This window comes from Tepidimonas ignava (assembly GCF_004342625.1).
GTDB lineage: Bacteria > Pseudomonadota > Gammaproteobacteria > Burkholderiales > Burkholderiaceae_C > Tepidimonas > Tepidimonas ignava.
Genome location: NZ_SMAH01000020.1, coordinates 1 through 21804, shown reverse-complemented (window position 1 = coordinate 21804; position 21804 = coordinate 1). Strand labels below are relative to the sequence as shown.

Annotated in this window: 34 protein-coding genes; 13 read left to right on the top strand and 21 right to left on the bottom strand. The window is 67.2% G+C overall.

What is annotated here, in order from left to right; translation table 11 throughout:
• Window positions 1-6: 6 nt before the first annotated feature.
• The 9 genes from EDC36_RS13200 to terL form a co-directional block, all read right to left on the bottom strand.
• The gene (locus EDC36_RS13200; protein WP_165902870.1) at window positions 7-183 is read right to left on the bottom strand and encodes a DUF7302 family protein; all 177 of its coding nucleotides are present in this window, start codon (window positions 181-183) and stop codon (window positions 7-9) included.
• Between the two features lie 11 nt (window positions 184-194).
• Entirely contained in the window at window positions 195-1175 is a 981-nt protein-coding gene (locus EDC36_RS12425) for a major capsid protein (protein WP_132963588.1), read from the bottom strand.
• A 13-nt stretch (window positions 1176-1188) separates the two neighbouring features.
• Complete coding sequence (locus EDC36_RS12420; RefSeq protein WP_132963587.1) at window positions 1189-1560, bottom strand: head decoration protein; 372 nt, start codon at window positions 1558-1560, stop codon at window positions 1189-1191.
• Between the two features lie 13 nt (window positions 1561-1573).
• Entirely contained in the window at window positions 1574-2527 is a 954-nt protein-coding gene (locus EDC36_RS12415) for an HK97 family phage prohead protease (RefSeq protein ID WP_132963586.1), read from the bottom strand.
• 95 nt (window positions 2528-2622) lie between these two features.
• Entirely contained in the window at window positions 2623-3972 is a 1350-nt protein-coding gene (locus EDC36_RS12410; protein ID WP_132963585.1) for a phage minor head protein, read from the bottom strand.
• Window positions 3973-3975: 3 nt separating this feature from the next.
• A complete protein-coding gene (locus EDC36_RS12405; RefSeq protein ID WP_132963584.1) occupies window positions 3976-4161 on the bottom strand; it encodes a hypothetical protein in 186 nt (61 codons plus the stop codon).
• Between the two features lie 10 nt (window positions 4162-4171).
• Window positions 4172-5776 carry a phage portal protein family protein gene (locus EDC36_RS12400; RefSeq protein ID WP_132963583.1) on the bottom strand — a complete coding sequence of 535 codons (1605 nt, stop codon included), beginning with the start codon at window positions 5774-5776 and terminating at the stop codon, window positions 4172-4174.
• A complete protein-coding gene (locus EDC36_RS12395) occupies window positions 5682-6191 on the bottom strand; it encodes a hypothetical protein (RefSeq protein ID WP_132963582.1) in 510 nt (169 codons plus the stop codon). The genes EDC36_RS12400 and EDC36_RS12395 overlap by 95 nt, the downstream gene beginning before the upstream one ends.
• Complete coding sequence (gene terL, locus EDC36_RS12390) at window positions 6188-7393, bottom strand: phage terminase large subunit (protein ID WP_132963581.1); 1206 nt, start codon at window positions 7391-7393, stop codon at window positions 6188-6190. Before terL ends, EDC36_RS12395 begins: the two co-directional genes overlap by 4 nt.
• 60 nt (window positions 7394-7453) lie before the next feature.
• Here terL and EDC36_RS12385 point away from each other — a divergent pair, with 60 nt between their 5' ends.
• Window positions 7454-7636, top strand: a complete 183-nt coding sequence (locus tag EDC36_RS12385) for a type II toxin-antitoxin system HicA family toxin (RefSeq protein WP_132963580.1) — start codon at window positions 7454-7456, stop codon at window positions 7634-7636.
• Entirely contained in the window at window positions 7636-8046 is a 411-nt protein-coding gene (locus tag EDC36_RS12380) for a type II toxin-antitoxin system HicB family antitoxin (RefSeq protein ID WP_243646587.1), read from the top strand. The genes EDC36_RS12385 and EDC36_RS12380 overlap by 1 nt, the downstream gene beginning before the upstream one ends.
• A gap of 5 nt (window positions 8047-8051) precedes the next feature.
• Here EDC36_RS12380 and EDC36_RS12375 read toward each other — a convergent pair whose 3' ends face one another.
• The 12 genes from EDC36_RS12375 to EDC36_RS12320 form a co-directional block, all read right to left on the bottom strand.
• Window positions 8052-8528: a helix-turn-helix domain-containing protein gene (locus EDC36_RS12375; RefSeq protein ID WP_132963578.1), complete on the bottom strand. Its 477-nt coding sequence runs from the start codon at window positions 8526-8528 to the stop codon at window positions 8052-8054.
• Entirely contained in the window at window positions 8528-9034 is a 507-nt protein-coding gene (locus tag EDC36_RS12370; protein WP_132963577.1) for a hypothetical protein, read from the bottom strand. The genes EDC36_RS12375 and EDC36_RS12370 overlap by 1 nt, the downstream gene beginning before the upstream one ends.
• A complete protein-coding gene (locus EDC36_RS12365) occupies window positions 9031-9519 on the bottom strand; it encodes a lysozyme (protein ID WP_132963576.1) in 489 nt (162 codons plus the stop codon). The genes EDC36_RS12370 and EDC36_RS12365 overlap by 4 nt, the downstream gene beginning before the upstream one ends.
• A complete protein-coding gene (locus EDC36_RS12360; protein ID WP_132963575.1) occupies window positions 9516-9950 on the bottom strand; it encodes a DUF7201 family protein in 435 nt (144 codons plus the stop codon). Before EDC36_RS12360 ends, EDC36_RS12365 begins: the two co-directional genes overlap by 4 nt.
• A complete protein-coding gene (locus EDC36_RS12355; RefSeq protein ID WP_132963574.1) occupies window positions 9950-10414 on the bottom strand; it encodes a putative PDDEXK endonuclease in 465 nt (154 codons plus the stop codon). Before EDC36_RS12355 ends, EDC36_RS12360 begins: the two co-directional genes overlap by 1 nt.
• On the bottom strand, window positions 10411-10680 hold the full coding sequence (locus tag EDC36_RS12350) for a hypothetical protein (RefSeq protein WP_132963573.1): 270 nt from the start codon (window positions 10678-10680) through the stop codon (window positions 10411-10413). Before EDC36_RS12350 ends, EDC36_RS12355 begins: the two co-directional genes overlap by 4 nt.
• Entirely contained in the window at window positions 10677-11120 is a 444-nt protein-coding gene (locus EDC36_RS12345) for a recombination protein NinB (RefSeq protein ID WP_132963572.1), read from the bottom strand. Before EDC36_RS12345 ends, EDC36_RS12350 begins: the two co-directional genes overlap by 4 nt.
• On the bottom strand, window positions 11113-11349 hold the full coding sequence (locus EDC36_RS12340) for a hypothetical protein (protein ID WP_132963571.1): 237 nt from the start codon (window positions 11347-11349) through the stop codon (window positions 11113-11115). The genes EDC36_RS12345 and EDC36_RS12340 overlap by 8 nt, the downstream gene beginning before the upstream one ends.
• Window positions 11346-11891 carry a hypothetical protein gene (locus EDC36_RS12335; RefSeq protein ID WP_132963570.1) on the bottom strand — a complete coding sequence of 182 codons (546 nt, stop codon included), beginning with the start codon at window positions 11889-11891 and terminating at the stop codon, window positions 11346-11348. Before EDC36_RS12335 ends, EDC36_RS12340 begins: the two co-directional genes overlap by 4 nt.
• Window positions 11884-12840 (bottom strand): YdaU family protein, encoded by a 957-nt coding sequence (locus EDC36_RS12330; protein WP_132963569.1) that lies wholly within the window; start codon window positions 12838-12840, stop codon window positions 11884-11886. Before EDC36_RS12330 ends, EDC36_RS12335 begins: the two co-directional genes overlap by 8 nt.
• Window positions 12837-13595 carry a phage antirepressor KilAC domain-containing protein gene (locus EDC36_RS12325; RefSeq protein ID WP_132963568.1) on the bottom strand — a complete coding sequence of 253 codons (759 nt, stop codon included), beginning with the start codon at window positions 13593-13595 and terminating at the stop codon, window positions 12837-12839. The genes EDC36_RS12330 and EDC36_RS12325 overlap by 4 nt, the downstream gene beginning before the upstream one ends.
• A gap of 79 nt (window positions 13596-13674) precedes the next feature.
• A complete protein-coding gene (locus EDC36_RS12320; protein ID WP_132963567.1) occupies window positions 13675-13896 on the bottom strand; it encodes a ribbon-helix-helix protein, CopG family in 222 nt (73 codons plus the stop codon).
• Between the two features lie 35 nt (window positions 13897-13931).
• On the opposite strand from EDC36_RS12320, the gene EDC36_RS12315 reads away from it, so the two are divergent.
• The 11 genes from EDC36_RS12315 to EDC36_RS12265 all read left to right on the top strand — a co-directional run bounded on the left by EDC36_RS12315 (window position 13932) and on the right by EDC36_RS12265 (window position 21669).
• Window positions 13932-14162: a hypothetical protein gene (locus EDC36_RS12315; protein ID WP_132963566.1), complete on the top strand. Its 231-nt coding sequence runs from the start codon at window positions 13932-13934 to the stop codon at window positions 14160-14162.
• Window positions 14163-14273: 111 nt separating this feature from the next.
• A complete protein-coding gene (locus tag EDC36_RS12310) occupies window positions 14274-14639 on the top strand; it encodes a hypothetical protein (protein WP_132963565.1) in 366 nt (121 codons plus the stop codon).
• 378 nt (window positions 14640-15017) lie between these two features.
• The gene (locus tag EDC36_RS12305; protein ID WP_132963564.1) at window positions 15018-15554 is read left to right on the top strand and encodes a helix-turn-helix domain-containing protein; all 537 of its coding nucleotides are present in this window, start codon (window positions 15018-15020) and stop codon (window positions 15552-15554) included.
• A complete protein-coding gene (locus EDC36_RS12300; RefSeq protein WP_132963563.1) occupies window positions 15551-15994 on the top strand; it encodes a DUF6932 family protein in 444 nt (147 codons plus the stop codon). The genes EDC36_RS12305 and EDC36_RS12300 overlap by 4 nt, the downstream gene beginning before the upstream one ends.
• Entirely contained in the window at window positions 15991-16893 is a 903-nt protein-coding gene (locus EDC36_RS12295) for a hypothetical protein (RefSeq protein WP_132963562.1), read from the top strand. The genes EDC36_RS12300 and EDC36_RS12295 overlap by 4 nt, the downstream gene beginning before the upstream one ends.
• 77 nt (window positions 16894-16970) lie before the next feature.
• Window positions 16971-17864 (top strand): LAPAL motif-containing putative phage structural protein, encoded by an 894-nt coding sequence (locus EDC36_RS12290; RefSeq protein ID WP_132963561.1) that lies wholly within the window; start codon window positions 16971-16973, stop codon window positions 17862-17864.
• A gap of 315 nt (window positions 17865-18179) precedes the next feature.
• Window positions 18180-18482: a hypothetical protein gene (locus EDC36_RS12285; RefSeq protein WP_132963560.1), complete on the top strand. Its 303-nt coding sequence runs from the start codon at window positions 18180-18182 to the stop codon at window positions 18480-18482.
• A gap of 73 nt (window positions 18483-18555) precedes the next feature.
• The gene (locus EDC36_RS12280; RefSeq protein ID WP_132963559.1) at window positions 18556-18810 is read left to right on the top strand and encodes a hypothetical protein; all 255 of its coding nucleotides are present in this window, start codon (window positions 18556-18558) and stop codon (window positions 18808-18810) included.
• Between the two features lie 19 nt (window positions 18811-18829).
• Window positions 18830-19588, top strand: coding sequence for a phage recombination protein Bet (gene bet, locus EDC36_RS12275; RefSeq protein WP_132963558.1), 759 nt, complete (start codon window positions 18830-18832; stop codon window positions 19586-19588).
• An 11-nt stretch (window positions 19589-19599) separates the two neighbouring features.
• On the top strand, window positions 19600-21234 hold the full coding sequence (locus tag EDC36_RS12270; RefSeq protein ID WP_132963557.1) for a lambda-exonuclease family protein: 1635 nt from the start codon (window positions 19600-19602) through the stop codon (window positions 21232-21234).
• A gap of 78 nt (window positions 21235-21312) precedes the next feature.
• Window positions 21313-21669 (top strand): hypothetical protein, encoded by a 357-nt coding sequence (locus EDC36_RS12265; RefSeq protein ID WP_132963556.1) that lies wholly within the window; start codon window positions 21313-21315, stop codon window positions 21667-21669.
• Window positions 21670-21804: the final 135 nt, after the last annotated feature.

Sequence of the window (21804 nt, the reverse complement as noted above, 5' to 3'; positions counted from 1 at the left end):
GGCGCGTCACTCCTGCGTCTTGGCGCGCTTGCGCGGCTGCGACTCAGGCGCAGGCTGATCCAGCGCCTGCGCGGCTCCCGCCTCGATCAGCCAGGCGGCAGTAGCGTCGTCCACATCGACCACGACGCCGGGGGCGAGCATCTGCCCGGCCAGAACCGCCTGCTGCAGGATCAGCACACGCATGACGGCTCCCATCAGTTGCTGGTGAAGACCTTGACCAGCGCGGCCGGCTGGTGGCACAGCGGCAGGCTGTTGCTCTGCGTGTGCAGCACGTAGCCGCGGTCGCCTTCCTGCGGCCAGGTCTTGGCGTAGAACGGCAACGCCACGGTGTTGACGGTCTCGTTGAAGTCCGCCGGGGCGAAGTAGGTGGCGAACGTGTCGGTCGTGCCAACAGGGATCGCATGGCCTTCGTTGGCGGCGATGAAGCGCTGGCCGTTGACGCTGGCGCGGTACTGCTCGAACACCACGCCGAAGACCTCGATCTCGTTGAAAGAGGACTGCATGAACGCGCGGGCGCTGGGGGTGTTCTTGATGTAGTCCACCACGGCCGGATGCGCCACCAGCTTGTGCCAGAACTCGGGCGAGACGAACACGCGCACGCCGGTCATCGTGTCGCCCATGAGGTTGTCTTCAATCTGGTTGACAACGGCCTCACACTTGGCGCGAATGTTCGTGGTGCTGGTGCCGAGCGTGAAATCGACGCTGGCTTGCGTCACTCCAAAGTGCTGATATAGGTCGTAGAGCACGGTCCCGGCGCCATCCGTCACCACGCCCTTGATGGCGCTGAAGCGCTTCCACTCAAGCGTCTGGTCGTGCTTGGCGCGCATGCGCTGCAGCTTCAGCGCGATACCGTCGTTCACGGAAGACATGCCGGCGTCCTGTCCGAACGCGCGGATGCCCATCACGTCAGACGGGTGCAGGAAGTCCTCGTGCACCGTCTGCTTGATGCGGAAGGACAGCGTGCGGCGGGTGGAGGCGCCCGCCTTGGTGCCTTCGCCGCCCCACTCGTGATCGGGCAGCAGTGCCAGACCTGAGGACTGCTCTTCGATCACCACGTCGCGCGTAGCCAGCGGGCGGCTGCTGAAGATGCCCAGTTCGCCGATGCGGCCCCAGCGGCGCGGGATTTTGTTGATGGCAGCGGTCAGCTCGCCGACGGTGAAATCATTGATGTTCATGTTGCCCTCCAGGTCAGACAGTCTTGCGGGCCAGGATGCCCAGCGCTTTCAGTTGCGCCACCGCCGCATCCTTTTGCGCGTTGGTGGGGCTGCCGGCGAAAACGAGGTTGTCGCGGTCCACCACGATGGCGTGGCGCGCGATGATCACGCCGGGCTTGTCGCCGCTGGTGGCATCCACGGCGTCGAAGGCGATGCCAACGGCGTTTTGCGTGCCGTCGGAGGCGGCTGGGTTGAAGGCGGCGATCTTGCCGCTGGCCGTGATGCGGCCAACCACCTGGCCCGGCACCAGCGTCTGGCCGGAGGCCACAGTCACATCTTCGCGGCTGTAGCCGTGCGGGGCTTCGTACTTCAGGAAGTCACCGATGGTCTTGGTCATGGTCGGCATGGCGATGCTCCTATCAGATGTTGTTCACGGTCTGCGCGCTGGCGCTGACGCGATCCACAGCGGCCAGCAGCGCCTTGAGGCGGTCTTGCGGCTCATCCTGGACCGTCGAGGCGGCGCGGCTGAGCGCCTGCGACGAAAACAGCGCCGGGTTGGCCTGCGGCCGCTTGGCCACCGCCCGCAGGTCGGCGGCGAACGCGGCGAAGGCCGCGTCGCTCATCTCCAGGTATGGCTTGATCGCGTCGCCTTGCGGCGCGTCGCGGCCCACCTCTTCAAACAGGGCCGAGAGGCTTTCGACGCGGCGCTCCGTGCGCGCGCGCTCCAGCTCGGCCTGCAGGTTCTTGACCTGCTCTTGCAGCCCTGCAATCAGGGCTTCGTCTTCGGCAGTGCGAGACATGGTGGCTTGCTCCTTTGCGGGGCTTGGTTGAGAAACGGGGTCGAAGGCAAAGCGCAGCGCCGCGGCCGACGTGGCCGGGTCCGCGCCAACCGGCACGAAAGACACTTCACGGATGTGCGGCTGCTCGAAGACGCCCGAGACGCGCACTTCGCGGCCGTTGACCACGAGCGGCTCGGTGACCTCGCGGAAGTTGGCATTCATGCCCACCGACATCTGCAGCGGGAAGTCGGCCTGCAAGAGCGCCGCGATCTGCCGGCCGGCGTCGGTGGCCGAGAGCACCTCGCCTTCGATGCGCAGGCCCTGAGCGCCGTCAGGCTGGCGGAAGCGATAGATGCGCCCCTTGCCCGCGATGGCGCCGACGCTGGCCTGGTGATCGACCAGCACCGGCAGCTCCTCGCCGTCGGCGTTCTTCAGGCCAGCGAGGTCGATCACCACGTCGCCGTGCCAGCCGTAGGCCGGCACCACGCCGCCGGAGTAGGCCACGCCCTCGAAGCGCAGCGGGCCGTCCTCGGTCGGCTTTTCGGCGGGCCGGACGGCAAACGTCAGGGTGTGCAGGCGTTGGTATGCATCCATGCTCGCCGATGGTGGCGAGCGGGTGCCGGTTTGTCGGCGTGAACGGGTTCGTCGGCAGCGATCGCGTCGCGGCGCATCTGGCTTGCTGCCGCAGCTCAGCGCAATGCGTAGTCGCGCCCGTCTTGCAGCTTGGCGCCGCGCAGCAATTCCCGTATACTGACGAAGCGCCCCGTGGTCGGCTGGGCTGTCTGAACCCCTTGTGGGGCGGAGTAGGACGGTAAGATCCCCGGCGGGGCGCTTTCTATTTGCACGGCAGCCAAGGCGTGCAGCAGGCGCGGGTCTCCATAGTCTTTGACCGTCAGCTGCACACGGAACAGGCGGTCGCCGATCATCAGCGCCGCCCACATCCTGAGCACGGCTACAACATCTGGGTTGCGGTGCCGCTCGTCTTCGTGCCGCTCGCCGACGACCGCCGTCAGCGCCAGCTGCTCCAAAGCGGCCAACGCGCGCAGCTCATCGGCGCTCTGGTCGGCGTTGTCGCCCATTTTCTTGCGCGAGCGCTTGTTGATCCTGAGCAGCCAACCCGTATCCTCGTTGGGCAGGCCGCTTTCGGCCTGCAGCGCGCGCAAGTGTGCATTGGCCGCGCGCGCCAGTTGCATGTAGGCGAGATTGGCCCCGAACTCGTTGCCCGTGATCTCGACCACCGGGACCACGCCGATTTGCGCCAAGCTTGGCCGCTCGCCCCAGAAATCCAGCGATGCCAGCCTTGGCTTGGGGACTTGCGCATTCAGGCCGGACAGCCAGCCGTAGGCCGGCGGCACGCATCCGACGGACGGGGCTTGACGCTTGCCGGCCAGGCTCTGCCGCTTGCAGACGGATAGCCTCTCATCGCGCAGCTTGTTGAGCCTTTCCCCCCACCGCCTCGGATCGCCGCCCCACCCCTCATCCGGCACAGCCTCGGCCGGGATGCTCTGCGTCACGCCGCCCCTGCGCTGCGCCTCGCGCGCCGAGACCTGCCGCAGCGTGCAGCGGCAGCGGTGGCCGCAGGGCGGCGTCCAGCGCTTCCACAGCGGGTCATTCACCGGCCGGATCACGCCATCCATCGCCAGGTGCGACGGGCGCACGCGGCTGTCGTTGATGGCGTCGTACATCAGATAGGGCAGGTCGTCCTTGACCTCATCGAAGCGCCGCCAGTGCCCGGCCATGTAGGCCGCCTGCACCGCGTTGCGGTAGATCGTCTCCAGCCGGTGGCGCGGCAGGCTCCAGTCCTGTCCGGCGGCCCACTTGCGGAAGTCATCGAACGTGCCGCCGTCGGCCTGGAACTTCGCCAGCGCGTCGGCCACGGCCTGCACCTGATCGAGCCTTGCAAGGCCTGAGACGGTGAAGGCCTGCGCGCGCTTTTCGGCTGGCAGGCGGTAGAAGTCATTGGGCAGCATGACGCGCTGCGCGCGCGCCTGGGCGGCCTGCTCATCAAAATCTGCATCGAAGTCGATTCTGACGGCCATGCGTCACGCTCCGCGCCGCTGCTGGCGCTCCCATTCGTCGCGGCACTCGGCGTCGCACCAGCGGCGCGGGCTTTTCACACGGCAGCCGCACCAGTAGCAGTAGCCGGTGTATGGCCCAGCCTCGCGCGGCTTGACGCGCACGCGCTCGATCATGGCCGCCATCTCGCGCTCCAGATGCGCGTCGGTCATGTCGGCATCATCAGCCATTTTTCACGCCATCGCTCAGTGCCTCGCGCTGGGCGGCCGCGTAGCCCATGATCTCGGCGGCGAACATCGCGCGCTCCAGCGTCTGGCGGAAGGTGCGGTCGTCGGCGTCGGCCAGGACGACCGCCAGGCGCTCCATCAGGTCTTCCGGGTCTTTGGCCGCGCGGATGGCGCTGGCGATGGCGCCCGGCGCGATCGGCCCGCCGCCGAGGTTGACGAGCGTGCGCTCGATCTCGTCCTCGACGGCCTGCTGCGCGGCGGTGAAGCGGCGACGGTCTGGCTTGGTGCTGTCGGCTCGCTTGTCGGCCAGCGTCACGAGGCTGGCGGCCGTCTCGGATGGCTGGCTGGCGCGCCCGATGCCGCCTGCGCCCACGTCGGCAATCGCAGCGGCCTCGGCGGCTGGCAGCTCCTCGAAATCGTCCGACTCCAGGCCGTATTTCTCCTCCAGGTATGCGCGCGTGAACCGCAGCATGCCGGCCTTGACCAGGATTTCGTCGCGCTGGGCGCGCTCCATTTCCAGCCCGTGCTGGTCTTCCAGCACGATGGTGCCGCGCGGCAGACCGTTGACGTCGGCCAGGATGTCGGCCACCTGCTGCAGGGCGCGGGTGACCAGCCGCACATCGGCGCGGCGCTTCTCGTCGCGCACGCGCTCGTGCACCTCGCCCAAAGCCCGGTTGCCGCTGCCGCCATCCGTGCCGCTGGTCAGCGTCTGCCCAAGGATCAATCGCTGGATGCGCCGGCAGATGGCGGTCTCGAACTCGGCGAACTTGTTCGGGCTGTTGCCGGGCTGGTCCAGCGCCTTTAGCGTGTCGGTGTTGTTGATGACCGCGACCGGCCCGCTGGAGAGCGTGCGCAGCAGATCCAGCAATGGCTGCTTGTCGGCGGCATCGGTGGTGCCGTACATGAGCGGCACGGCCGCCTGCTCCAGGAACTTGGCCCACATACGCCAGCCGTGCGTGCGGAAGAACCACGGCCAGTAGGCCTTGGCCAGCAGCGCCTCGCCCATCGGCTTGCGCAGGCTCGGCTCGTGCACCGCGAGGATGAAGCCGCCTTCGGCTGGCTTCTGATCGTCGCGCCACCAGAGCGTCCCGTCCGGCTTGACGGCGAACCACTCGAACGGGCAGGCGACGGTTTGCGCGATGCCGATGCGCCCGCCCTGCTCCTGCAGCACAACTTCCTGCACCGCGTAGCCAAACAGCACCGCGTCCCACGCAGCCGTCATGATGGCGTGCGCGTGCGGCTCCAGCGCCTCGGTCAAGAACGCCCGCGCGCGCGATTGCGGATGCTCCACGCGCCACGGCGTGTTGATGCAGGCATGGCGGCGCGTCTCCACCGCCGCGCTGATCTCGTCGTCCGCCAGCAGCGCGCGCAGCTTCGTGCGGCCGATTCCGATTTGCTGCAGCAGATCGTCGTAGTCGCCGCCAGCCAGCCAGCCAAAGCGCGCGAGCATGCGCTCGATGGCGCTGGATGAGCCGAAGGCTGGCAGGGCGTCGCCCTTGATGCGGTCAGATATCGCCATGGCCGGCATGGTGAGCCGCGGTGAGCCGCGCGTCGGCAGGAACGCGTTCCGCCGAAAAGAACATGGCGTCTCGCAGCGCATCGTGCGGCAGCAGGCTCATCTGCCGCGGATCATCCGCGCGCCGCGCCGCCGCAGCGCAGCGGGCTTCCATCATCTTGCGCAGCCCGCGCTCGGTGTAGCGAACCGTCCATGTCAGCGTGCGCGCGATCTCGAGGTACGTCATCCCGGCCGCCAGCATGTCGCGCACCTGCCGGCGGATGGCGTCGCGCTCTTCGCCAGCGTTGCGCGGGATGTAGACCGTCTCGCCGCCGAAGGCCTCGCAGAAATCGGCCGCGTCGCGCTCGCCCAGCGTCTCCACCAGCCTCTGCCACCACGAGCCCGCGCGCGTCTTGGGCACCTTGACCTGGCAGCCGCCGAAGGCCGCGCGCAGCTTCTCGGTTGCTTCATCGCCGATGTACTCGGCCAGCATCGTCAGGCCCGCCACCCGCTGCGTCATCGGAACACCCTCCCGCCTGCGGCCACGTAGCCGCCCTGCCCCATGCCCAGCGCCGCAAAGGCGTAGCTCGCCGCGTCCACCATGTCGTCGTTGGCGCTGTCCGGGAAGGCTAGCAACTCATCTCGGAAGGCTGCCGGGCATCCGGACGGGTCGAGCCGCACCAGGCGCTGCTCAAAGCGCGTGAGCAGCGGCGCAAAGCGCGTCACTTTATCGCGGTCGGGCCGCACGCCGCGAACCGGTAGCGTCGTGGTACGGGCCAGCTCCTGCACCACGGCGGCCTGGAACTGCGTCTGCTCGATGGCGACGATGGACGGGTTGTGCCGCGCGGCTGCGGCCTTGATGCGCGTGAGCACCTCATGAAAGCCCGCGCGGAAGCGCTCGACTTCCTTGATGTACACGATGCCAGTGTCAGGGTCGCGCGCCATCGCGACGATGGCCGTGTAGTCCGCGCCGTCGCGCTCGGAAATCGCGAGGTCCACCCCCAGCACCGGGCGCAGATGCGGCTGGCACTCGCCCATGACCAGCATCTCGGGCTTGATGAGGCCGCCACCGAAGGTGACGAACTCGGCCAGGTACTCCTGCCGGAACACCAGCTCGGGCAGCTCGCGCTGCTTGGTCTCGATCTCCTCGGGACGCAGGTGCGGGTTGGCGGTGCTGGGCATGTGAAAGCTCTCCCAGTCCGGATAGGCCGGGGCGAGTCCTCGCTGGAAGAGCTCGTAGAAGTAGTTCAGGCCGTTGGGCGTGCTGATGAACCAGGCTGCCCCTTGGTAGTCGGTCAGCGTCGGGCTGATGGCCCGCTCCCAAGCCTCCTTGAGATAGCGGGCGTGAGCGGCCTCGTCGATCACGAGGCGGTGGTACTTGCGCCCGCGCCCGGCGTCGGGGTCTTCGAGCGTCCAGAAGTCGATCTTGCCGCCGGTGATGAGCTCGATGCGCTGCTCGGTCCGGTTGGCCTTGCGGGTGACGGGCCGCAGCGTGCGCTCGAAGTCCGCCCACACGTCGGCCAGCAGCTTGTAGGTCGGGGAAAAGAACGCCACCGATGCGCCGTCGATGGCGCCGCCGTCCATGAGCGCCAGCCACTCCACCGCCAGCAGCGTCTTGCCAAAGCGCCGCCCGGCGGCGATGACCTTGTAGCGCGCCGGGCTTTCCATGATGCGCTGCTGGCCGCCGTGCAGGGCGATGGGGGGGATGAGGATGCGCGTCATGCGGGGCAGGTTTGTGGGTATGGTGTTGACTGACTGGTGTTAGTGGGTACAATACCCACCATGAACAGCAAGGAGGTCATCAAGCGTCTGCAGGCCGATGGCTGGGTGCTGGTCCGGGTGAAAGGCTCGCACCACCAGTTCAAACACCCGGACAAGCCGGGCTTGGTGACCGTCAAGCACCCTGACGGCGATATCCCGAAAGGCACGCTGGCCAGCATCAAGCGGCAGGCCGGCTGGAAGTGATGGAGGACGACGCGATGAAGTACCCCGTGGTGCTGCACACCGACGACGGCGTGCGCTACGGCGTGACGGTGCCGGACCTTCCGGGCTGCTTCTCGGCAGGCGACACGCTGGAGCAGGCGTTGCAAAACGTCGTGGAGGCCATCGAACTGCACCTGGAGGGCCTCACCGAAGACGGCGGCGAAGTTCCGCAGCCGTCTCCGCTTTCCGAGCACGTGAGCAACCCAGACTACGCTGGCGGCGTGTGGGCGCTGGTGGAGGTGGACACGGCCCGCTTTGACGGCAAGGCCGAGAAGATCAACATCACCCTGCCGCGCCGCCTGCTGGCGCGCGTGGACGAGTACGCGCGCGCGCGCGGCATGACGCGCTCGGGCTTTCTGGCCCAGGCGGCGCAGCAGGCCATGCGCGGCTAGGCGGCTCATGCCGCACGACCCCCGCCGTAGCTGCGCTCGATGACGATGGCCGGCTGCCCGGCGGCCTCATCCAGCCCCCAGGCGCGGCGCTCGCCTTCCTGGCGGATGCGCAGCATCTCGGCGCTGATCTTGGCGAGCTTGCCGTCCTCGAAGTCGGCCGGCACGCTGCCGAAGCGCGCGCGGTGATCCTCCCACTCGGCCTGGTGCCTGCGCACCACCTCCGCGCCGCGCTCGGCGGCCGCGTCGATGGCTTCGGCCTTCTTTTTCTGGTTGCAGGCTGCAACCACGCCTGCAACTTTTTCTGCAACTTTGCGCCGGATCGCGCCGGCGACGTCCGTGCCGTCGCCCCAGCCTTCGGCCTTGGCGCGTTTCTGGATGGCCTGGTGGCTGACGCCGTACTTGTCGGCCAGCTCAGGAAAGCTCGCCCCGGCCTCGCGCTCGGCGCGGATCGTCTCCCACTGGTCTGCAGACAGACGCGGCATCAGCGCTCCTCCCCGTGCGTGGCGGCATCCCACTGCCGAATGGCTTCGATGCGCGCGCGGCACTCCTCGTAGCGCTGCACGGCATCCAGCACCCACTGCGCTACTTCGCGCTCGCTGGCGGAATCGGCGGCAGCGCTGGCATCGGCTCCAGCAGCATGGCCGGCACCCGCGGGCACGTCACCGATGGCGGCGTTGAGGCGCAGCCGGAGAGCGCCAGAGACGCCGCAGCCGCTGCCAGCCAGTTCGTAAGCTTCACGTTTGGCCTCCTGGATTCGACGGTTGACGGATGCGCGGGCTTCGGCCAGGCTGCGGGCGGCCCGGCCTTCAGCGTCTTCGGCGCGCTTCATCAGCGCGGCCGTGGCTGCTGCTGCGGCTGCCGAGTCTTCGGTCCGCGCCTGTTCGCACGCGGCCAGCGCCGCCTGCCCCTTGGCCTGCGCGTAGCGGTAGCCTGCGGCTGCGCCGAAAGCGGTGCAGGCGGCGGCGATGATGAGCGGCCACGGGGTCACGGCTGCTCCCCCATGCACATGCGGTACTCGGCTTGGCGGCGCTTGACAAGGCCCGGCATTTCGCGCCCACCGGCGCGGGTCCACTTCAGCAACTCGGCGCAGGCGCCTGCGTAATCCGGCGGGGACTGCCGCAGCTTGCGCACCAACGTCGAGCGGCACGCGGCGCCCGTGCCGACGTTGTATGTCCAGGACACATACGCGTCCCACTCGCCGCGCGTCAGCGGCACGTCACCAATGCAGGCCGCCAGCTCCCGCGCATGGCGGTCCGCGTCCGCCTGCAAAGCCACCACAGCCCGTACAGGGTCCGTCCGGTCGCCCTTTTGCACCGGCCGCCCGTCCGCGTGGCGAGTCGTGCCAAAGCCCACCGTCTGCACGCCGACGCCATCGTCGTAGCTGCGCTCACGGTACCCTTCGAAGCCAGCCAGCGCGGCCACCGGCGCGGCGGTCGCCCCGATGCCACCCCACTGACGCGCGGTGAGCTTCATCCCTTGAGCCCCAGGATGTTGGCCAGCGCGTAGATGAAGATCGTCGCCAGCAGGCCAAGCGCGCCGAACATCCAGCGCCTGGCCTGCGCGTTCATCGGCTCGGCTTTTTCAAGCGCATCCACACGATCATCCAGCCGCTCGACGGCCTGCATGACGCGCTCTATGCTGGTGTCATGCTTGCGTGACATCTCGGCCAGCATGGACCGCATCTCGGCCATTTCTTTGCGGTCCTGCGTCTGGCGCTCTTCGATCACGGTCAGCTTCGTCACCGCGTCGGCCATCTTGGTGATAGACAACTCAAGTCGCGAGTGCTGCTCTTCCAGCTTTCGCGTGGCCTCCACGAGCACATCGATCTTGCCGACTTTATGTACGATCATGTCGAGCGCACCACGGTTGTAACGCTCCCACTCAGACGCCGGGATTGGCTCCATCACGCAGGTTCCTCAACTTTGAGCAGCCCGCATGCTGGCTGCGGCGGATGCGTGGCGTCGGCCTGAACGCGTTCATGCATCCAGCACTCGCGCACGGCGGCGGCCCAGCCTTCGGGGCTGGTGGTGGCGGCCCACAGCGGATCGGTCCACATGTCGGCCGACTGCATCGTCAGCAGCACGGAGATCGGCCACATCACGCGCCACGGATGGTAGTTGGCGCGGAAGAACAGCGCCGGAATGCCGCCATCGCGCTGGGCTTGCGCCACCGCCTGCGCCCAGGCGCGGTTGACCTCGTGCGGCACCAGCAGGCTCCAGCGCTTGACCTCGATCGACCAGCCCGGCACCCCCAGGATGTCGCTGTCGCCATCGTGCTGGCGCACGCGGCGGCTGGCGCTTACCCCCAGCAGGTCGCTGATGATGGCGGCGACCTCGCGCTCGCCGCGCTTGCCTTTTTCCCGGCTCATGCTCCCCATGTCTCAGTCAGTCTCCGGATGGTTGTGTTGAGGGCGTCGATCTCGTCCATCTTGCGGATGGCCCAGGCGCGCCTTTGCCCGTGCAGGCCGAGCACCTGGCCGCGATGGCAGTCGGCGCACAGTGCCACGCACACCCACTGCAGGCCCTGGCGGATGTGGTGCGCCTCGCTCGGCCCTGGCTGGCCGCAGACGCTGCACGGAAGCGCCTTGATGCGCTCCAGGTGGCGGCGCTCGGCGGCTGTGAGGCGGTTGTTCATGCGGCCTCCTCGATGACGCCGTGCTGGCCGGTGGCGATGCCGTGCTCGGCGGCCCACGCCTGCACGAAGTCGATCAGTTCGGCGCACTCCGCGCGGCTCAGGCGGCTTGTTCGCACCGGCACCATGTCCACGCCGTGGCCGTCCAGAGCGGGCAGCACCGTCACATGCTCGCCGCGCGTGCGCGTCCAGGCGGCCACCATCAGCCGCTTCCAGACTTCCGGCTCCCACTTCCTTCCGGCCCACTCGGCCTGCTCGGCGATCTCGCCGATCAGCGCGTGCAGCAGCGCGTTCTGCTCGTTGCTGCGGGTTTCCTGACGCAGCTCCAGCTGCAGGCGCTGGCCGGCCATGAGGCGCTCCTTGATGCGCGGCCAGACGTGGTGCGTGAGCACCGCGTGCGCCTGCACCGGCTCCCACAGGCGGAAGGTCAGGCGCTCAGACATCGGCCTCCTCGACCAGACGGTTGTCGCGCAGAAGCTGCTGCACCCGCGGCCACAGGCGCGTCCACTCGTCGCCGAGCTGGCGCTGGCAGGCGGCGATGTGGCCTTCCTGCAGCCGCTTGACCGGGCGCGCGCTGGCGATCAGGCGCGCCATGCAGTAGGGGCATCCGATGCGGTAGGCGCCGCCCTTGTGCGGGCTGGTGCGGGCGCGATGGCAGGCTTGACAGCTCATCGATGCGCGGCCTCCATCGCCTCCCGCGCCATGCGCAGCGCGCAGCCATTGATGGTCTCGCCGGCGGCCTTGCGGGCCAGGATGCGGCGCGCCCAGTCGCGGCCGTCGTTTTTCGGCTCGAAGCCGGCAGGGTTGCGAAGGGCGGCCTCAGCAGGCTTGGGCAGAGCCTTGGAAGGCGGCAGCCCGTGCTGCTCGGCGTAGGTCTTGCGCGGCGCAGCGGCCTTGCACAAGGCCTCGAACTGCGGCAGGTGCGGGGGGAAGTCCGGGTGCTGTTCGGTGGCGCGCTGCGCGGCCGCCTCGATGACCTCGGCCGGGTACTTGGCCAGCGCAGACTGCCAGACGATCATCGCCGAGCGGATGCCGCGATCCTTGCCGGCGGCGTCCTTTTCGCCGGTGGCGAATTTGGCGATGAACGCGCCGCCGTAGGCGCCGTGCAGAAGCTGGAACAGCTGCTTGATGACCGGGCTGATGGAGGCTGGCTCGGCCTGCTGACGCGCGGCAGGCTGGGCGCGGTCGATGATGTCGGCGATGGCCTCAGACATGGGTGGCGTCCTCGAAGATGGCGGCTGCGGCGCCTTCGATGAGCGACTGGCGGGCGGACTTGAAGCCGCTGCGGTACGGATGGGCAGCAAGCGGGCGGTGCAGAACGCCCTCGGCCAGAGGCGACGGCCTGCAGCGGCGGTCGTACCACTCGGCCTTGAAGCCCTGCCAGCCGGCCTCGCAGCAGGCGGCGACCGCTTCCTGCAGCGTGATGCCAGCCTTGTCGGCCTCCCTTCGCAGGGCTGCCATCACCGTCTGCGTGACAGGGCCTGCGCGCTTTGCCTTGCGCACGGCCAGCCAGTCTGACCAGACCTGCGGCTCGACGTCGGTCGGCGGTTCGACGGCTGCCTGCGTTCCGCGCTGTGAGCGCGTCGCGCGTTGAGCGCGATGCGCGCCCTCCCCCACACCCCCTCCTCCCTCCGTAAGAAGGGATGTTGGAGTACCAACAATATTGGTTCTTGGTTCTTGGTTATTGGTTATTGGTTGGTATTGCGTTTGCGATACGTTCGTATCGCCTTGGTCTTGAGAAATCAACGACTTGCGCGATTCTGACTCAAGTCGGCTTGCGTTCTGACTGTGAGTCAGATCGCAAGTTGACTCGCTGTTGCCAGATGCCGGCTTGCCGTCTGCGCGTGCGCCCCAGCGCTTGCTGACGCTGGCGCGAGCCTTTTCCTGCTTGGCCCGGTAGCGCTCAATCTCAGCATCGCATCGCTTGTGATGCCAGCCGTCATCCTCAAGGGTGAAGAACTCGCGCAGCACCGTCTCCACGGCCTGCTTTTCCCAGCGCGTCCTGGCACCCACCATGCGCTGCACGGCCTGGATGTCGGCGGGCAGCGCGCGCTCATCCGCGTAGTAGCGCCGCAGCAGCCGCCAGTAGGCCGCCTCTTCGAGCCACGTCAGGTGAGCCGTCGCCTGCGCGTAGTCGCCGATGTTGAGCTGGAAATACTTCATGCGTCCTCCTTGGCGCTGCTGAAGACCTGCGCCAGACGCGCCAGGCCCTTGGGGGTGACGAGGACCTGCTCGACCATCTTGGCCGTGCCGTCGCTCTTCTCGACGGTGGTGACCTTGTGCTCCAGCAGGCCGGACTGAATGCGGTGCTGGTACGCGACCCAGCCGCTGCCGCCGGCGCGGCGGTAGATCCAGAGGTTTTCCGACAGCCACGCGAACAGGCGCTTGGGCTGGATGCCCAGGTCCTTGGCCGCGTTGGTGATGCACACCGAGCCGTCGGCTGCGCTGATGCGCTCCAGCGCCAGCGCCTTGGGCTGCGCCACGGCCAGTTCTGCCTCCAGCGCCTGCTTCTGCTCGGCCAGGTCAGCGGCCAGCCGCAGCGCCTCGGGCAGCGTCTGCGGGATGGCGAACTGCGGCGCGTGCTCGTAGCGGCCAGTCTTGCGGATGGCGGGCAGCACCTCGTGCGTGACCCAGCGCTTGAAGCGCTTGGCTTCAGGCTTGCGGCTGGTCAGGATCAGGCTGTACAGGCCAGGCTCGTTGACCGCCCTGACCGTCTGCACGCCGCCGGGGGTGGGTACATTGCACCCCCCCCTTTCGTCGTCGTCCAGGCGCTCGACGGCCTGCTTGACGTCGCTGATGTCGAGCACGGCGCACACGTCGGCCGCGACGAACCACGGCTCGCCATGGTCGTCCGTGACCACGCGCACAGTGCGCCCCTCGAACTCGAACGGCCGCAGGTTGACAGAAGTGCCAGTCATGGATAGCATTACGGCTTACTCCTTTGCACGAAGGAACGCCCCATTCCGTCGACTCGGAACTGGGGCTTTTTCTTTCCCGTCACGGCAACACCCTCCGGGCCGCATCCGGCGCGGCCGGATTGACCCCGGCGACGCGGCAGATCACGATGGCCTCATGGAGCTTGCGATCTGCCCACTCCCGGATGAGCTGACGGATGACGTCGGTGCGCGTCTTGCCGGTGGCGTTGACGTAGCCGTCCAGCACGCGCAGGTCCTCCGGGTCCAGTTCAAGGCGGACTTCTGTCCTGTCGGGCACGGCCATCTCCTTCACATCCAATCAGCCAACAGGAGGCGCGCATGGACATGCGTCTGAGCGTGTACGCGCTGGCCCTTGATCCATCGCGGTGCGTGGTGTGCTTTGAGGTGTTTGGGGACGTGGAGCCCGTGGCCGTGACCACGCAGCGGCACGCGCTGCAGCGCGGCTTTGCCGTGGTGCGCGGGCGTGAAGGCCGGGCGCTGCGGCTGACCGAAGCGCTGGCGGCCAAGGAGGCGCAGCGCGCCATTGACGCGGCAAGGGGCAAGCCGTGAGCAGCGCCAAGGCATCAGGCGGCCTCCGTTGCCATGCACGGGCGCCCGTGCCGGATGGAGCCCATGCGGCCCCTAGAATGGCCTTGCCGCAGACGCATTCCAGGAGGCCGCATGGGCGAAACCGCCACCATCACGCCGCAAGACGTTGCCCGCGGGCTGTTCATGGCCGCGCAGGAAGACGGGATCGACTGGCAGCAGGCGCGACTGCCGGCGGACGCCATCAGGTACGAGGCTGCGGCGCAGGCAGCGCTGCAAGCCTGGGCGCTTGGCAGCCCAGACTGGGACAAAGGGCTGCCGCCGCCAACGCGCGAGCTGGCCACCCTGTTTCTGGCGGACTTCATGCTCAAGCTCATGCGCGGCGACCTCGCGGGCCGGTCGTGGACGGTGCAGGCCGGGTTGAGCGCCGCTCAGCAAGCCAGGCTCGCAATCGCGCAAGAGCTTGCGACGGCGGCAGGCCGCGGCGTGCCGCCTCACTGAGCAAGGCTGCAAAGGCAGCCGCATCGGCACCGCCGCGCTCGATGCCGCTGACGCGAAAGACGGTTGCCGCTTTCATCCTAGGCCGCCTCCTTGGCCGCCACGTCGATGCACGGGCGGCCATCCGGGTGCGGCCAGTTTGGGTCATCGACTTTCTCAGCCAGATAGGCCCTCCAGCCATCTGGAAGTGACTTTCGGTACCGCCACATGAAAACCGTTCCGGTCTTAGCGCCGATGCACCTAGCCAGCGCCGCGACACTCCCGGCCTTGTCCACAGCACGTTGCAGGATGAGCGCATCTTGGTCACACATGCCACGAAATCTACACCTGTTGATGGCGCCTGTCAACATGTGACGAATCAACATATGTAAACATGTGTCCATGGCGCTCGGTCGCAACATTCGCCTCCTGCGCGAGGCACGTGGTCTCAGCCAAGTTGACCTAGCCAAGAAGGCTGGGATAGGGGATCACCGCGCCATCAGCGCTCTAGAGGTACGCGATAGCGTTCGCTCGCAGTTCACGCTCCAAATCGCGAAGGCGCTTGAGGTTCCGCCAGAGTTGCTGCAAGACACTGAAGATGAAGTCTTGGCGTGGATTGCTGCAGACAGAAAAATTGCGACATCACCTGTCAACCAGGCACTCTCAGCAGCCATCCACGCCGCCCTGCCCGTCGTGCTGGACGCCATCGCCATGTGCCCGCACCGCGACGAGCTGCGCACGCTGCTGGCGCTGCTGGTGGACCATGACGCACCGGCCTACCGGCAGCGGCTGGCGGAGCTGCTGAGTAGCTTCGACCCGCGCGGGCCGAACCTCACCACCGAAGATAAAGCGCTTGCAGCGCGCGTGACCAAAGCGGCGCAGATGGCCGAATCGTTTGATGTCGCCGGAGTCATGAAGCAGCCAGTCAAAAACAAATGACGGTATCGAGCATCCCAACACTGCCGCTTGGATCAACAACACTCAGTCTGGCCGCCCTGCAAAGGCTGGTGACGTGGCCGGGCTGCTCCAGCAGGCGCGAAAGGCTGTTCGAAGCCGTGGCCGCCTTCATCGGTCACCTGCACGGCATCGGCCTGCATGGGCAGGAGCTGTGGATCGACGGCTCGTTCGTCTCGCCCAAGCCGGAGCCAGCCGACTGGGACGCCGTGCTGTGGCTATCGGATGAAGACGTGCGCAACTGCACCCAATCGCAGTATCATGCGCTGCAGGCCCTCAAACTGCGCAAGAATCTGCGGCAGCGTTATGGTGCAGACCTCTACATCGGGCGCTGGGATGACGCGGAAGAGCGCGACTACTGGCACCGATGGTTCAGCGCAGACCGGCAAGGATCAGCCAAGGGCTACGCGGTGATCATCCTATGAAGACGGCGCAAGACAAGTTGGACTTCTACGCTGCGCGCCACGCGCGGCAGCGCCAGCGCGCCGAAAACAGCCCGCAAGACCAGGCTGCCAGCTTCTTCGCGTCTGTGTATGGGCAATATGTGGAAGAAGCCGAAGACGAGCGCATCATCGAGCAGCGCGCGCGTGCTGGAGAGCTCATCGAGCTTCGCTTCATGGGTGAGCGCGCCAATGGGCGGCTTCCTCTGCGCGCGTTGCTGGATGCTGTGGATCCCTTCGAGCGCGGCATGGCGCACGCCGCACACCGTCTGCACACCGGCGAGACGGCTCGCCAGCCGGTGCAGTCCGTGCGCGACCTGCTTGGGCTGGAATTCGCCGGACTGGAGCACGGCTCCACGCGGGTGCTGGTCCTTGGCGACAGCCGGGCCGACCTGACAGGCGTCAACCTCTTCGAGGCCACCGCCACGCAGGTTTTCCGCTTCCTCAACGCCAAGGGCGACGACTTCTACGATGCGGCCGATGCCATCGGCGGCCAGGCCGCGCGCTGCATCGATGATCTGCTCAAGGAGACGTCCGGCTACGGCATGACGCTGGAGATGTCGTGCCAGCGTGACCTGCTGCCGTGGCTGTCGTGGCGCGGCACGACGGATGAAATCGACCGCGTGCGCCGTCTCATCGAGACTACGCAGGAGCCGGAGGTTTACGAAGAGACGCTCGAAGGCGTGGTGGCCGCGCTGTCGGATGTTGGGTCTATCACGCTGTGCATCGGCGACGAGAAGCGCCGCGTGCGCTTCCCGCTGAAGCTGATCAAGCAAGCCCAGCAGCTCACCATTGCGCAGCCAGCCAAGCTGCGCGTGCTCACCTCCCGCTACTACGACAGCGTGTTCAAGCGCGACGTGTACAAGCACACGCTGATCGGCTGACCACTCCCTGAGCGACATGCCGCACCCGCCCGCCGAGGCGGGTTTTTCTGCCGTCTGCAGCCTTATGATGGTGCCTCATGAGCACCTTCCGCATCACCTACGACGGCCCGGCGCTGCAGGCGCACACCATGGACGTGCGCGACCTGGCGCCGGCCTTGCTCGCGCTGGGCGACCTGTGCGAGGAGTCGGGGCGCACGCTCTTTGGCGAGTCGGTGCGCGTGCGGGTGGACGTGCGGGCGAGCTTCCGCACCGGCAGCTTCGGCATTGATCTGTCGGTCTCGGCCCAGCTGGCGCAGCAGCTCATGGCGTGGCTTTCTGGGGATGGGGCCACGGCGGTGGCCAATGCCAAGACCATTCTGGAGGTCATCGGCATTGGCGGGACCGGCCTGATCGGGCTGATCCAGTGGCTGCGCGGGCGTCGCATCACGCGCGTGGAAACGGTGCCCGAAGGCCGCCGCCTGACGGTGGAGGACGGCGAATGCACCGTGGTGGAAGAGCGCGTGATCATGCTGTTTCAGCGCCGGGCGGTGCGCGAGGCACTAGCCAAAGTGGTGGAGCCCATCGAGCGTGAGGGCATCGAGCGGCTGGCGCTGGGCGACGACGATCGCATCGGCGTCATCATCGAGCGCGCGCAGGCACCGTGGTTCCACGCGCCGCCGCCCGAGGATGTGCTGCTGATGGAGGAGGTGCGCACGATCGCCTTTTCCATCGTCAGCCTGTCCTTCCGCGAGGACAACAAGTGGCGCTTGCACGATGGGCAAAACGCCGTCTTCGTGACCATGGCCGACCGCGATTTCCTCGACCGCGTGGACCGCAACCTGGTGCGCTTTGCCAAGGGCGACATCCTGCTGGCCGAAACCCGCGTGACGCAGTGGCAGACGGCGCAAGGTCTGCGCACGGAGTACACCATCGTGCGCGTGCAGGAACACCGCCAAGGCACAGCCCAGATTGAGCTGCCGCTGCCGACCTGAGCCCGCCTCAGGCCCGCGCCACCACCCGCCCGCCGAGGCGGGTTTTTTGTTGCCTGCGCCAGCGGGCCGGTGTTGCAGGAAGGCGACGGTTAGGGTTTTCCCTATATCTACGTTTGTTGACATTACTATCGACATCTGTAGATAATCACGCCATCGCAACGCAAGAAGGAGCAACGCGATGGACTGCAAGGAAGACCGGCTCGTGACCTGGGGCTGCTACGCGGCGGCCCTGGCGCTGGCGGCCATGTGGATCGGGGGGTGGCTGTGATGTGCGAGTACGAGCACGGGGCGTATGACAGGTTTCTGGATCGCCAGTTGGACGAGTACTACGTCCAGTACGAGCCGCGCAACGGCTTGTACGAGGCGCTCATCGAGCTGGGGCCGATCAGCGCCCTGATGCGCTATACGGTGCGCGGCGGCGTGCCGAACGAAGTGGTCGGCATCTTCTTGGATGACGCCTGGTGCGAGCGCACCAACCAGCTCGAGCTGGTGGAGATCACCGGCATTGTCGAGATGCCGGATCACGCCCTTCTAGCCATGGCCGACCCGGCACGAGACGCGCTACTGCAGCGCATCGACTTCGAAGTCGAGGACTACGACGGGCCGAATGACTACTGACACGGCAACAAGCCCGGCCGGCGCGCAGCGGCCGGGTCAGGTCAACCCGCTTGAAATGAAAGGGGAAACACAGATGAGGTCTGCTGAGCACGGGGTATCCCGCCCAACCCTGCCCCGCCCGGCGCGCACCGTGCCGCCCTACCACACCGGCAAGGTCTCCATCGGCTGCGCGTGGCAGCCGCTGCAGCGGCCCTACCACGACCGCGACGCCTGCCGCCTGCAAGAGGCGCTGCTGGCCGGCTGCGAGCCGCGCCGCAGCGGCAACGGATTTGTCCTGGCCGCAGCACTCGCACTGCTGGCCGCAGCACTCGCACTGCTGGCTGCTTGAACAAGCAAAGGAGCCCCACATGAGTACCGCCCTCGCAACCCTCACGCAGAAGCTGGCCGCCCGCCTCAACATGGGCGACGGCGCCGACCTGATCGACACGCTCAAGGTCACCGCCTTCAAGGGGCAGGTGTCGGATGCACAGATGATCGCCCTGATGGTCGTCGCCAACCAGTACGGCCTGAATCCTTGGACCAAGGAGATCCACGCCTACCCAGACAAGAACAACGGCATCGTCCCCGTGGTCGGGGTGGACGGCTGGAGCAGGATCATCAACAGCCACCCGCAATTCGACGGGATGGAATTTGAGCAGGACGACGAATCCTGCACCTGCATCATTTACCGCAAGGACAGAAGCCGCCCGATCAAGGTCACCGAGTACAAGGCCGAATGCAAGCGCAACACAGAGCCATGGGAAAAGTGGCCGCGCCGCATGTTGCGCCACAAGGCCATGATCCAGTGCGCTCGCCTGGCGTTCGGGTTTACCGGCATCTACGACCACGACGAGGCCGAGCGACTCGTCGAAGCCATCGACGCGCAGACGGGCGAGATCGTCAAAGTCAAGCCAGCGCAGCCAGACAGACCGGCGCTTGAGCCCTACCCGGCCGACAAGTTCAGCGAATTCTTCCCGAAATGGCGTGCGCTGATCGAGTCCGGCCGCAAGACCGCCGACGACATCATCGCCATGGTCACGTCGCGCGCCACCCTCACAGATGCCCAGATCAAGGCCATCCGCGACTGCGCCGTCGTGGACGTGGACACCACCGAAGTCACCGAGTAAGTAGGCCAGACATGCCCACCATCCACAACGTCGCCCAGGGCAGCGCCGAGTGGCACGCGCTGCGCGCCCGCTACTTCACCGCGAGCGAGGCAGCCGCCATGATGGGGTGCAGCCCCTACGAGACGCGCTCCGCCCTGCTGCGACGCAAGGCCAGCGGCATCGCCGAGGAGCCGGACGCCGCTCGCCAGCGTCTGTTCGAGCGCGGCCACGAAGCCGAGGCCGCCGCGCGGCCCATCGCCGAGACGATCATCGGCGAAGAGCTCTACCCTGCCACGATGACCGCCGAGATCGAGGGCCTGCCGTTGCTGGCTAGCCTCGACGGCCTGACGATGGACGGCCGCATCGCATGGGAGCACAAGCTGATGAGCGAGCGCATCAACAGGGCGCTCATCGAAACCGACCTGCCGCCCATGGATCACGTCTGGCAGATGGAGCACCAGCTGCTGGTCAGCGGAGCCGAGGAAGTGCATTACTGGGCCAGCACCGGCCAAGGCCCGTATGCCATGCGCACCTACCGCAGCGACCCGGCCCGGCGCAAGGCGCTGATCGAAGGCTGGAAGCAGTTCCAGCGCGACCTGAACGACCCGGACATGACCAACTTCCGGCCCGCACCGGAGCCGGTGCAGGCCAAGCCGGTGCCTGGCTTCGGCGCGCTGGTGCTGCGGGTTGAGGGCCGCGTGCTGGCCTCCAACCTGGACGCCTTCCGTGCAGGAGCCGATGCGTTCCTGGCCCGCTTCCCAAAGGCCGCCGAGCTTGCCACCGACCAGGACTTCGCCGACGCCGAGGCTGCGGCCAAGGCGTGCAGCGAGGCCGAGGCCCGGATCAAGGCCGCGAAGGAGCAGGCCATCGCGCAAATGGCCGACGTGGAAGTGGTGCTGCGCACCGCCGACGAAGTGGCCGAGACCATCCGGCAGGCGCGGCTGGCGCTGGAGAAAGCAGTCAAGGCCCGCAAGGAGCAGGTGCGCACCGAGCTGATCCAGCAAGCCGCCGGCCGCGTGCGCGAGGCGTATGCCGCGCTGGCCGGAGAGCTGGGCAGCTACGCGCCGCCGCCGCCTGCGACGCTGCATGCGACGCTCGCGGAGGCGATCAAGGGCCTCAAGAAACTCGACAGCATCCGAGACCGGCTGGATCAAGCCGTGGCGCAGCAGCAGATCGAGCTGGCGATGCTAGCCGAGCGCATCCGCAAGGGCCGCGCGCTGCTGGAAGCCGCGAAGGCCGAGCACGGCGCGCTGTGGCCCGATGCGCCGCGCCTTGCGCAGACGCTGGACGAGGAAGCCATCCGTGGCGTGATCCGCGAGCGGGTAGCCGAGCACCAGGAGCGGCAGCTGATGCGCGAGCAGGCCGAGCGCGAGCGCATCCGCCGCGCTGAGGAAGAGCGGCAGCAGCGCGAGCAGGCGCAGCGCCAGACCATCTCCAGCAACCCCGTGCTCGATGGCCTGATCGACGTGCCGCCAGCGCCGCCGAAGCCGAAGCGCGCGGACATCCTGAGCATCGATGAGATCAACAGCTACATCAGCCCGCTGCGCATCGACGAAGAAGGGCTGCGGGTGCTGTGCATCGGCTGGCCGGTCAAGCGCGACGAGATCGTCCGCATGATCGAGACGCTGATCGAGCACCTGAGCGCCCGCGTGACGGCGGCGACCTGACCGCCAATCAATCACATCCGATGCACTGCCGCTATTGCTTAACCATTCACCATCTTAACCGACCACAAAGTAGCCCCCATGAAAGAAGTCAACCGCCCGGCATCAGCCGCCACCGATGTACCCGAATTCATCACCGACCTTGACGGCGGGATGTTCGAGCGCATCCTGTCCCAAGCCTTGAGCGAAACAGCCGCCGCAGCCGTCGATCACGGCAAGGTGGGCGAAGTGCAGATCAAGTTCAAGATCGAGCGCATCCAGGGCACATCCCAGGTTCGTATCCAGCATGACGTGAAATTCAAGAAGCCCACCAGCATGGGCAGCGCCGGCGAGGAAACCAGCGGGGCGACGGTCATGCACGTTGGTAAGTACGGGTGCCTGTCCCTCGCGCAGCCGTCGCTTCTGGATGACCATCGCCAAACCAGAATCACAGACTGATCGCCACACCATTTTTCACACGCAACATAGCAGCACAAGGAGTCGTCCCTGAAAAATTCATTTTCACGCCGCCCGCAGCCGCAGCAGCGGCGGGTTGGCGACGCGAGTCTCGGTTGGCCGCAGCCGGACGAGCCA

Bases quoted from the DNA above. Each gene is read 5' to 3' on its own strand.
- EDC36_RS12375 (WP_132963578.1), bottom strand. From the start codon at position 8,528: ATGCCGCGTCTGTCTGCAGACCAGTGGGAGACGATCCGCGCCGAGCGC.
- EDC36_RS12355 (WP_132963574.1), bottom strand. From the start codon at position 10,414: ATGAGCCGGGAAAAAGGCAAGCGCGGCGAGCGCGAGGTCGCCGCCATC.
- EDC36_RS12305 (WP_132963564.1), top strand. From the start codon at position 15,018: ATGGCGCTCGGTCGCAACATTCGCCTCCTGCGCGAGGCACGTGGTCTC.
- EDC36_RS12405 (WP_132963584.1), bottom strand. From the start codon at position 4,161: ATGACCGACGCGCATCTGGAGCGCGAGATGGCGGCCATGATCGAGCGC.
- EDC36_RS12310 (WP_132963565.1), top strand. From the start codon at position 14,274: ATGGGCGAAACCGCCACCATCACGCCGCAAGACGTTGCCCGCGGGCTG.
- EDC36_RS12400 (WP_132963583.1), bottom strand. From the start codon at position 5,776: ATGCGCTGCGAGACGCCATGTTCTTTTCGGCGGAACGCGTTCCTGCCG.
- EDC36_RS12300 (WP_132963563.1), top strand. From the start codon at position 15,551: ATGACGGTATCGAGCATCCCAACACTGCCGCTTGGATCAACAACACTC.
- EDC36_RS12325 (WP_132963568.1), bottom strand. From the start codon at position 13,595: ATGACTGGCACTTCTGTCAACCTGCGGCCGTTCGAGTTCGAGGGGCGC.
- EDC36_RS12295 (WP_132963562.1), top strand. From the start codon at position 15,991: ATGAAGACGGCGCAAGACAAGTTGGACTTCTACGCTGCGCGCCACGCG.
- EDC36_RS12330 (WP_132963569.1), bottom strand. From the start codon at position 12,840: ATGAAGTATTTCCAGCTCAACATCGGCGACTACGCGCAGGCGACGGCT.
- EDC36_RS12410 (WP_132963585.1), bottom strand. From the start codon at position 3,972: ATGGCCGTCAGAATCGACTTCGATGCAGATTTTGATGAGCAGGCCGCC.
- EDC36_RS12385 (WP_132963580.1), top strand. From the start codon at position 7,454: ATGAACAGCAAGGAGGTCATCAAGCGTCTGCAGGCCGATGGCTGGGTG.
- EDC36_RS12350 (WP_132963573.1), bottom strand. From the start codon at position 10,680: ATGAACAACCGCCTCACAGCCGCCGAGCGCCGCCACCTGGAGCGCATC.
- EDC36_RS12335 (WP_132963570.1), bottom strand. From the start codon at position 11,891: ATGTCTGAGGCCATCGCCGACATCATCGACCGCGCCCAGCCTGCCGCG.
- EDC36_RS12265 (WP_132963556.1), top strand. From the start codon at position 21,313: ATGAAAGAAGTCAACCGCCCGGCATCAGCCGCCACCGATGTACCCGAA.
- terL (WP_132963581.1), bottom strand. From the start codon at position 7,393: ATGACGCGCATCCTCATCCCCCCCATCGCCCTGCACGGCGGCCAGCAG.
- EDC36_RS12315 (WP_132963566.1), top strand. From the start codon at position 13,932: ATGGACATGCGTCTGAGCGTGTACGCGCTGGCCCTTGATCCATCGCGG.
- EDC36_RS12415 (WP_132963586.1), bottom strand. From the start codon at position 2,527: ATGGATGCATACCAACGCCTGCACACCCTGACGTTTGCCGTCCGGCCC.
- EDC36_RS12340 (WP_132963571.1), bottom strand. From the start codon at position 11,349: ATGAGCTGTCAAGCCTGCCATCGCGCCCGCACCAGCCCGCACAAGGGC.
- EDC36_RS12365 (WP_132963576.1), bottom strand. From the start codon at position 9,519: ATGAAGCTCACCGCGCGTCAGTGGGGTGGCATCGGGGCGACCGCCGCG.
- EDC36_RS12320 (WP_132963567.1), bottom strand. From the start codon at position 13,896: ATGGCCGTGCCCGACAGGACAGAAGTCCGCCTTGAACTGGACCCGGAG.
- EDC36_RS12290 (WP_132963561.1), top strand. From the start codon at position 16,971: ATGAGCACCTTCCGCATCACCTACGACGGCCCGGCGCTGCAGGCGCAC.
- EDC36_RS12395 (WP_132963582.1), bottom strand. From the start codon at position 6,191: ATGACGCAGCGGGTGGCGGGCCTGACGATGCTGGCCGAGTACATCGGC.
- EDC36_RS13200 (WP_165902870.1), bottom strand. From the start codon at position 183: ATGCGTGTGCTGATCCTGCAGCAGGCGGTTCTGGCCGGGCAGATGCTC.
- EDC36_RS12425 (WP_132963588.1), bottom strand. From the start codon at position 1,175: ATGAACATCAATGATTTCACCGTCGGCGAGCTGACCGCTGCCATCAAC.
- EDC36_RS12345 (WP_132963572.1), bottom strand. From the start codon at position 11,120: ATGTCTGAGCGCCTGACCTTCCGCCTGTGGGAGCCGGTGCAGGCGCAC.
- EDC36_RS12270 (WP_132963557.1), top strand. From the start codon at position 19,600: ATGCCCACCATCCACAACGTCGCCCAGGGCAGCGCCGAGTGGCACGCG.
- EDC36_RS12280 (WP_132963559.1), top strand. From the start codon at position 18,556: ATGAGGTCTGCTGAGCACGGGGTATCCCGCCCAACCCTGCCCCGCCCG.
- bet (WP_132963558.1), top strand. From the start codon at position 18,830: ATGAGTACCGCCCTCGCAACCCTCACGCAGAAGCTGGCCGCCCGCCTC.
- EDC36_RS12420 (WP_132963587.1), bottom strand. From the start codon at position 1,560: ATGCCGACCATGACCAAGACCATCGGTGACTTCCTGAAGTACGAAGCC.
- EDC36_RS12380 (WP_243646587.1), top strand. From the start codon at position 7,636: ATGGAGGACGACGCGATGAAGTACCCCGTGGTGCTGCACACCGACGAC.
- EDC36_RS12360 (WP_132963575.1), bottom strand. From the start codon at position 9,950: ATGGAGCCAATCCCGGCGTCTGAGTGGGAGCGTTACAACCGTGGTGCG.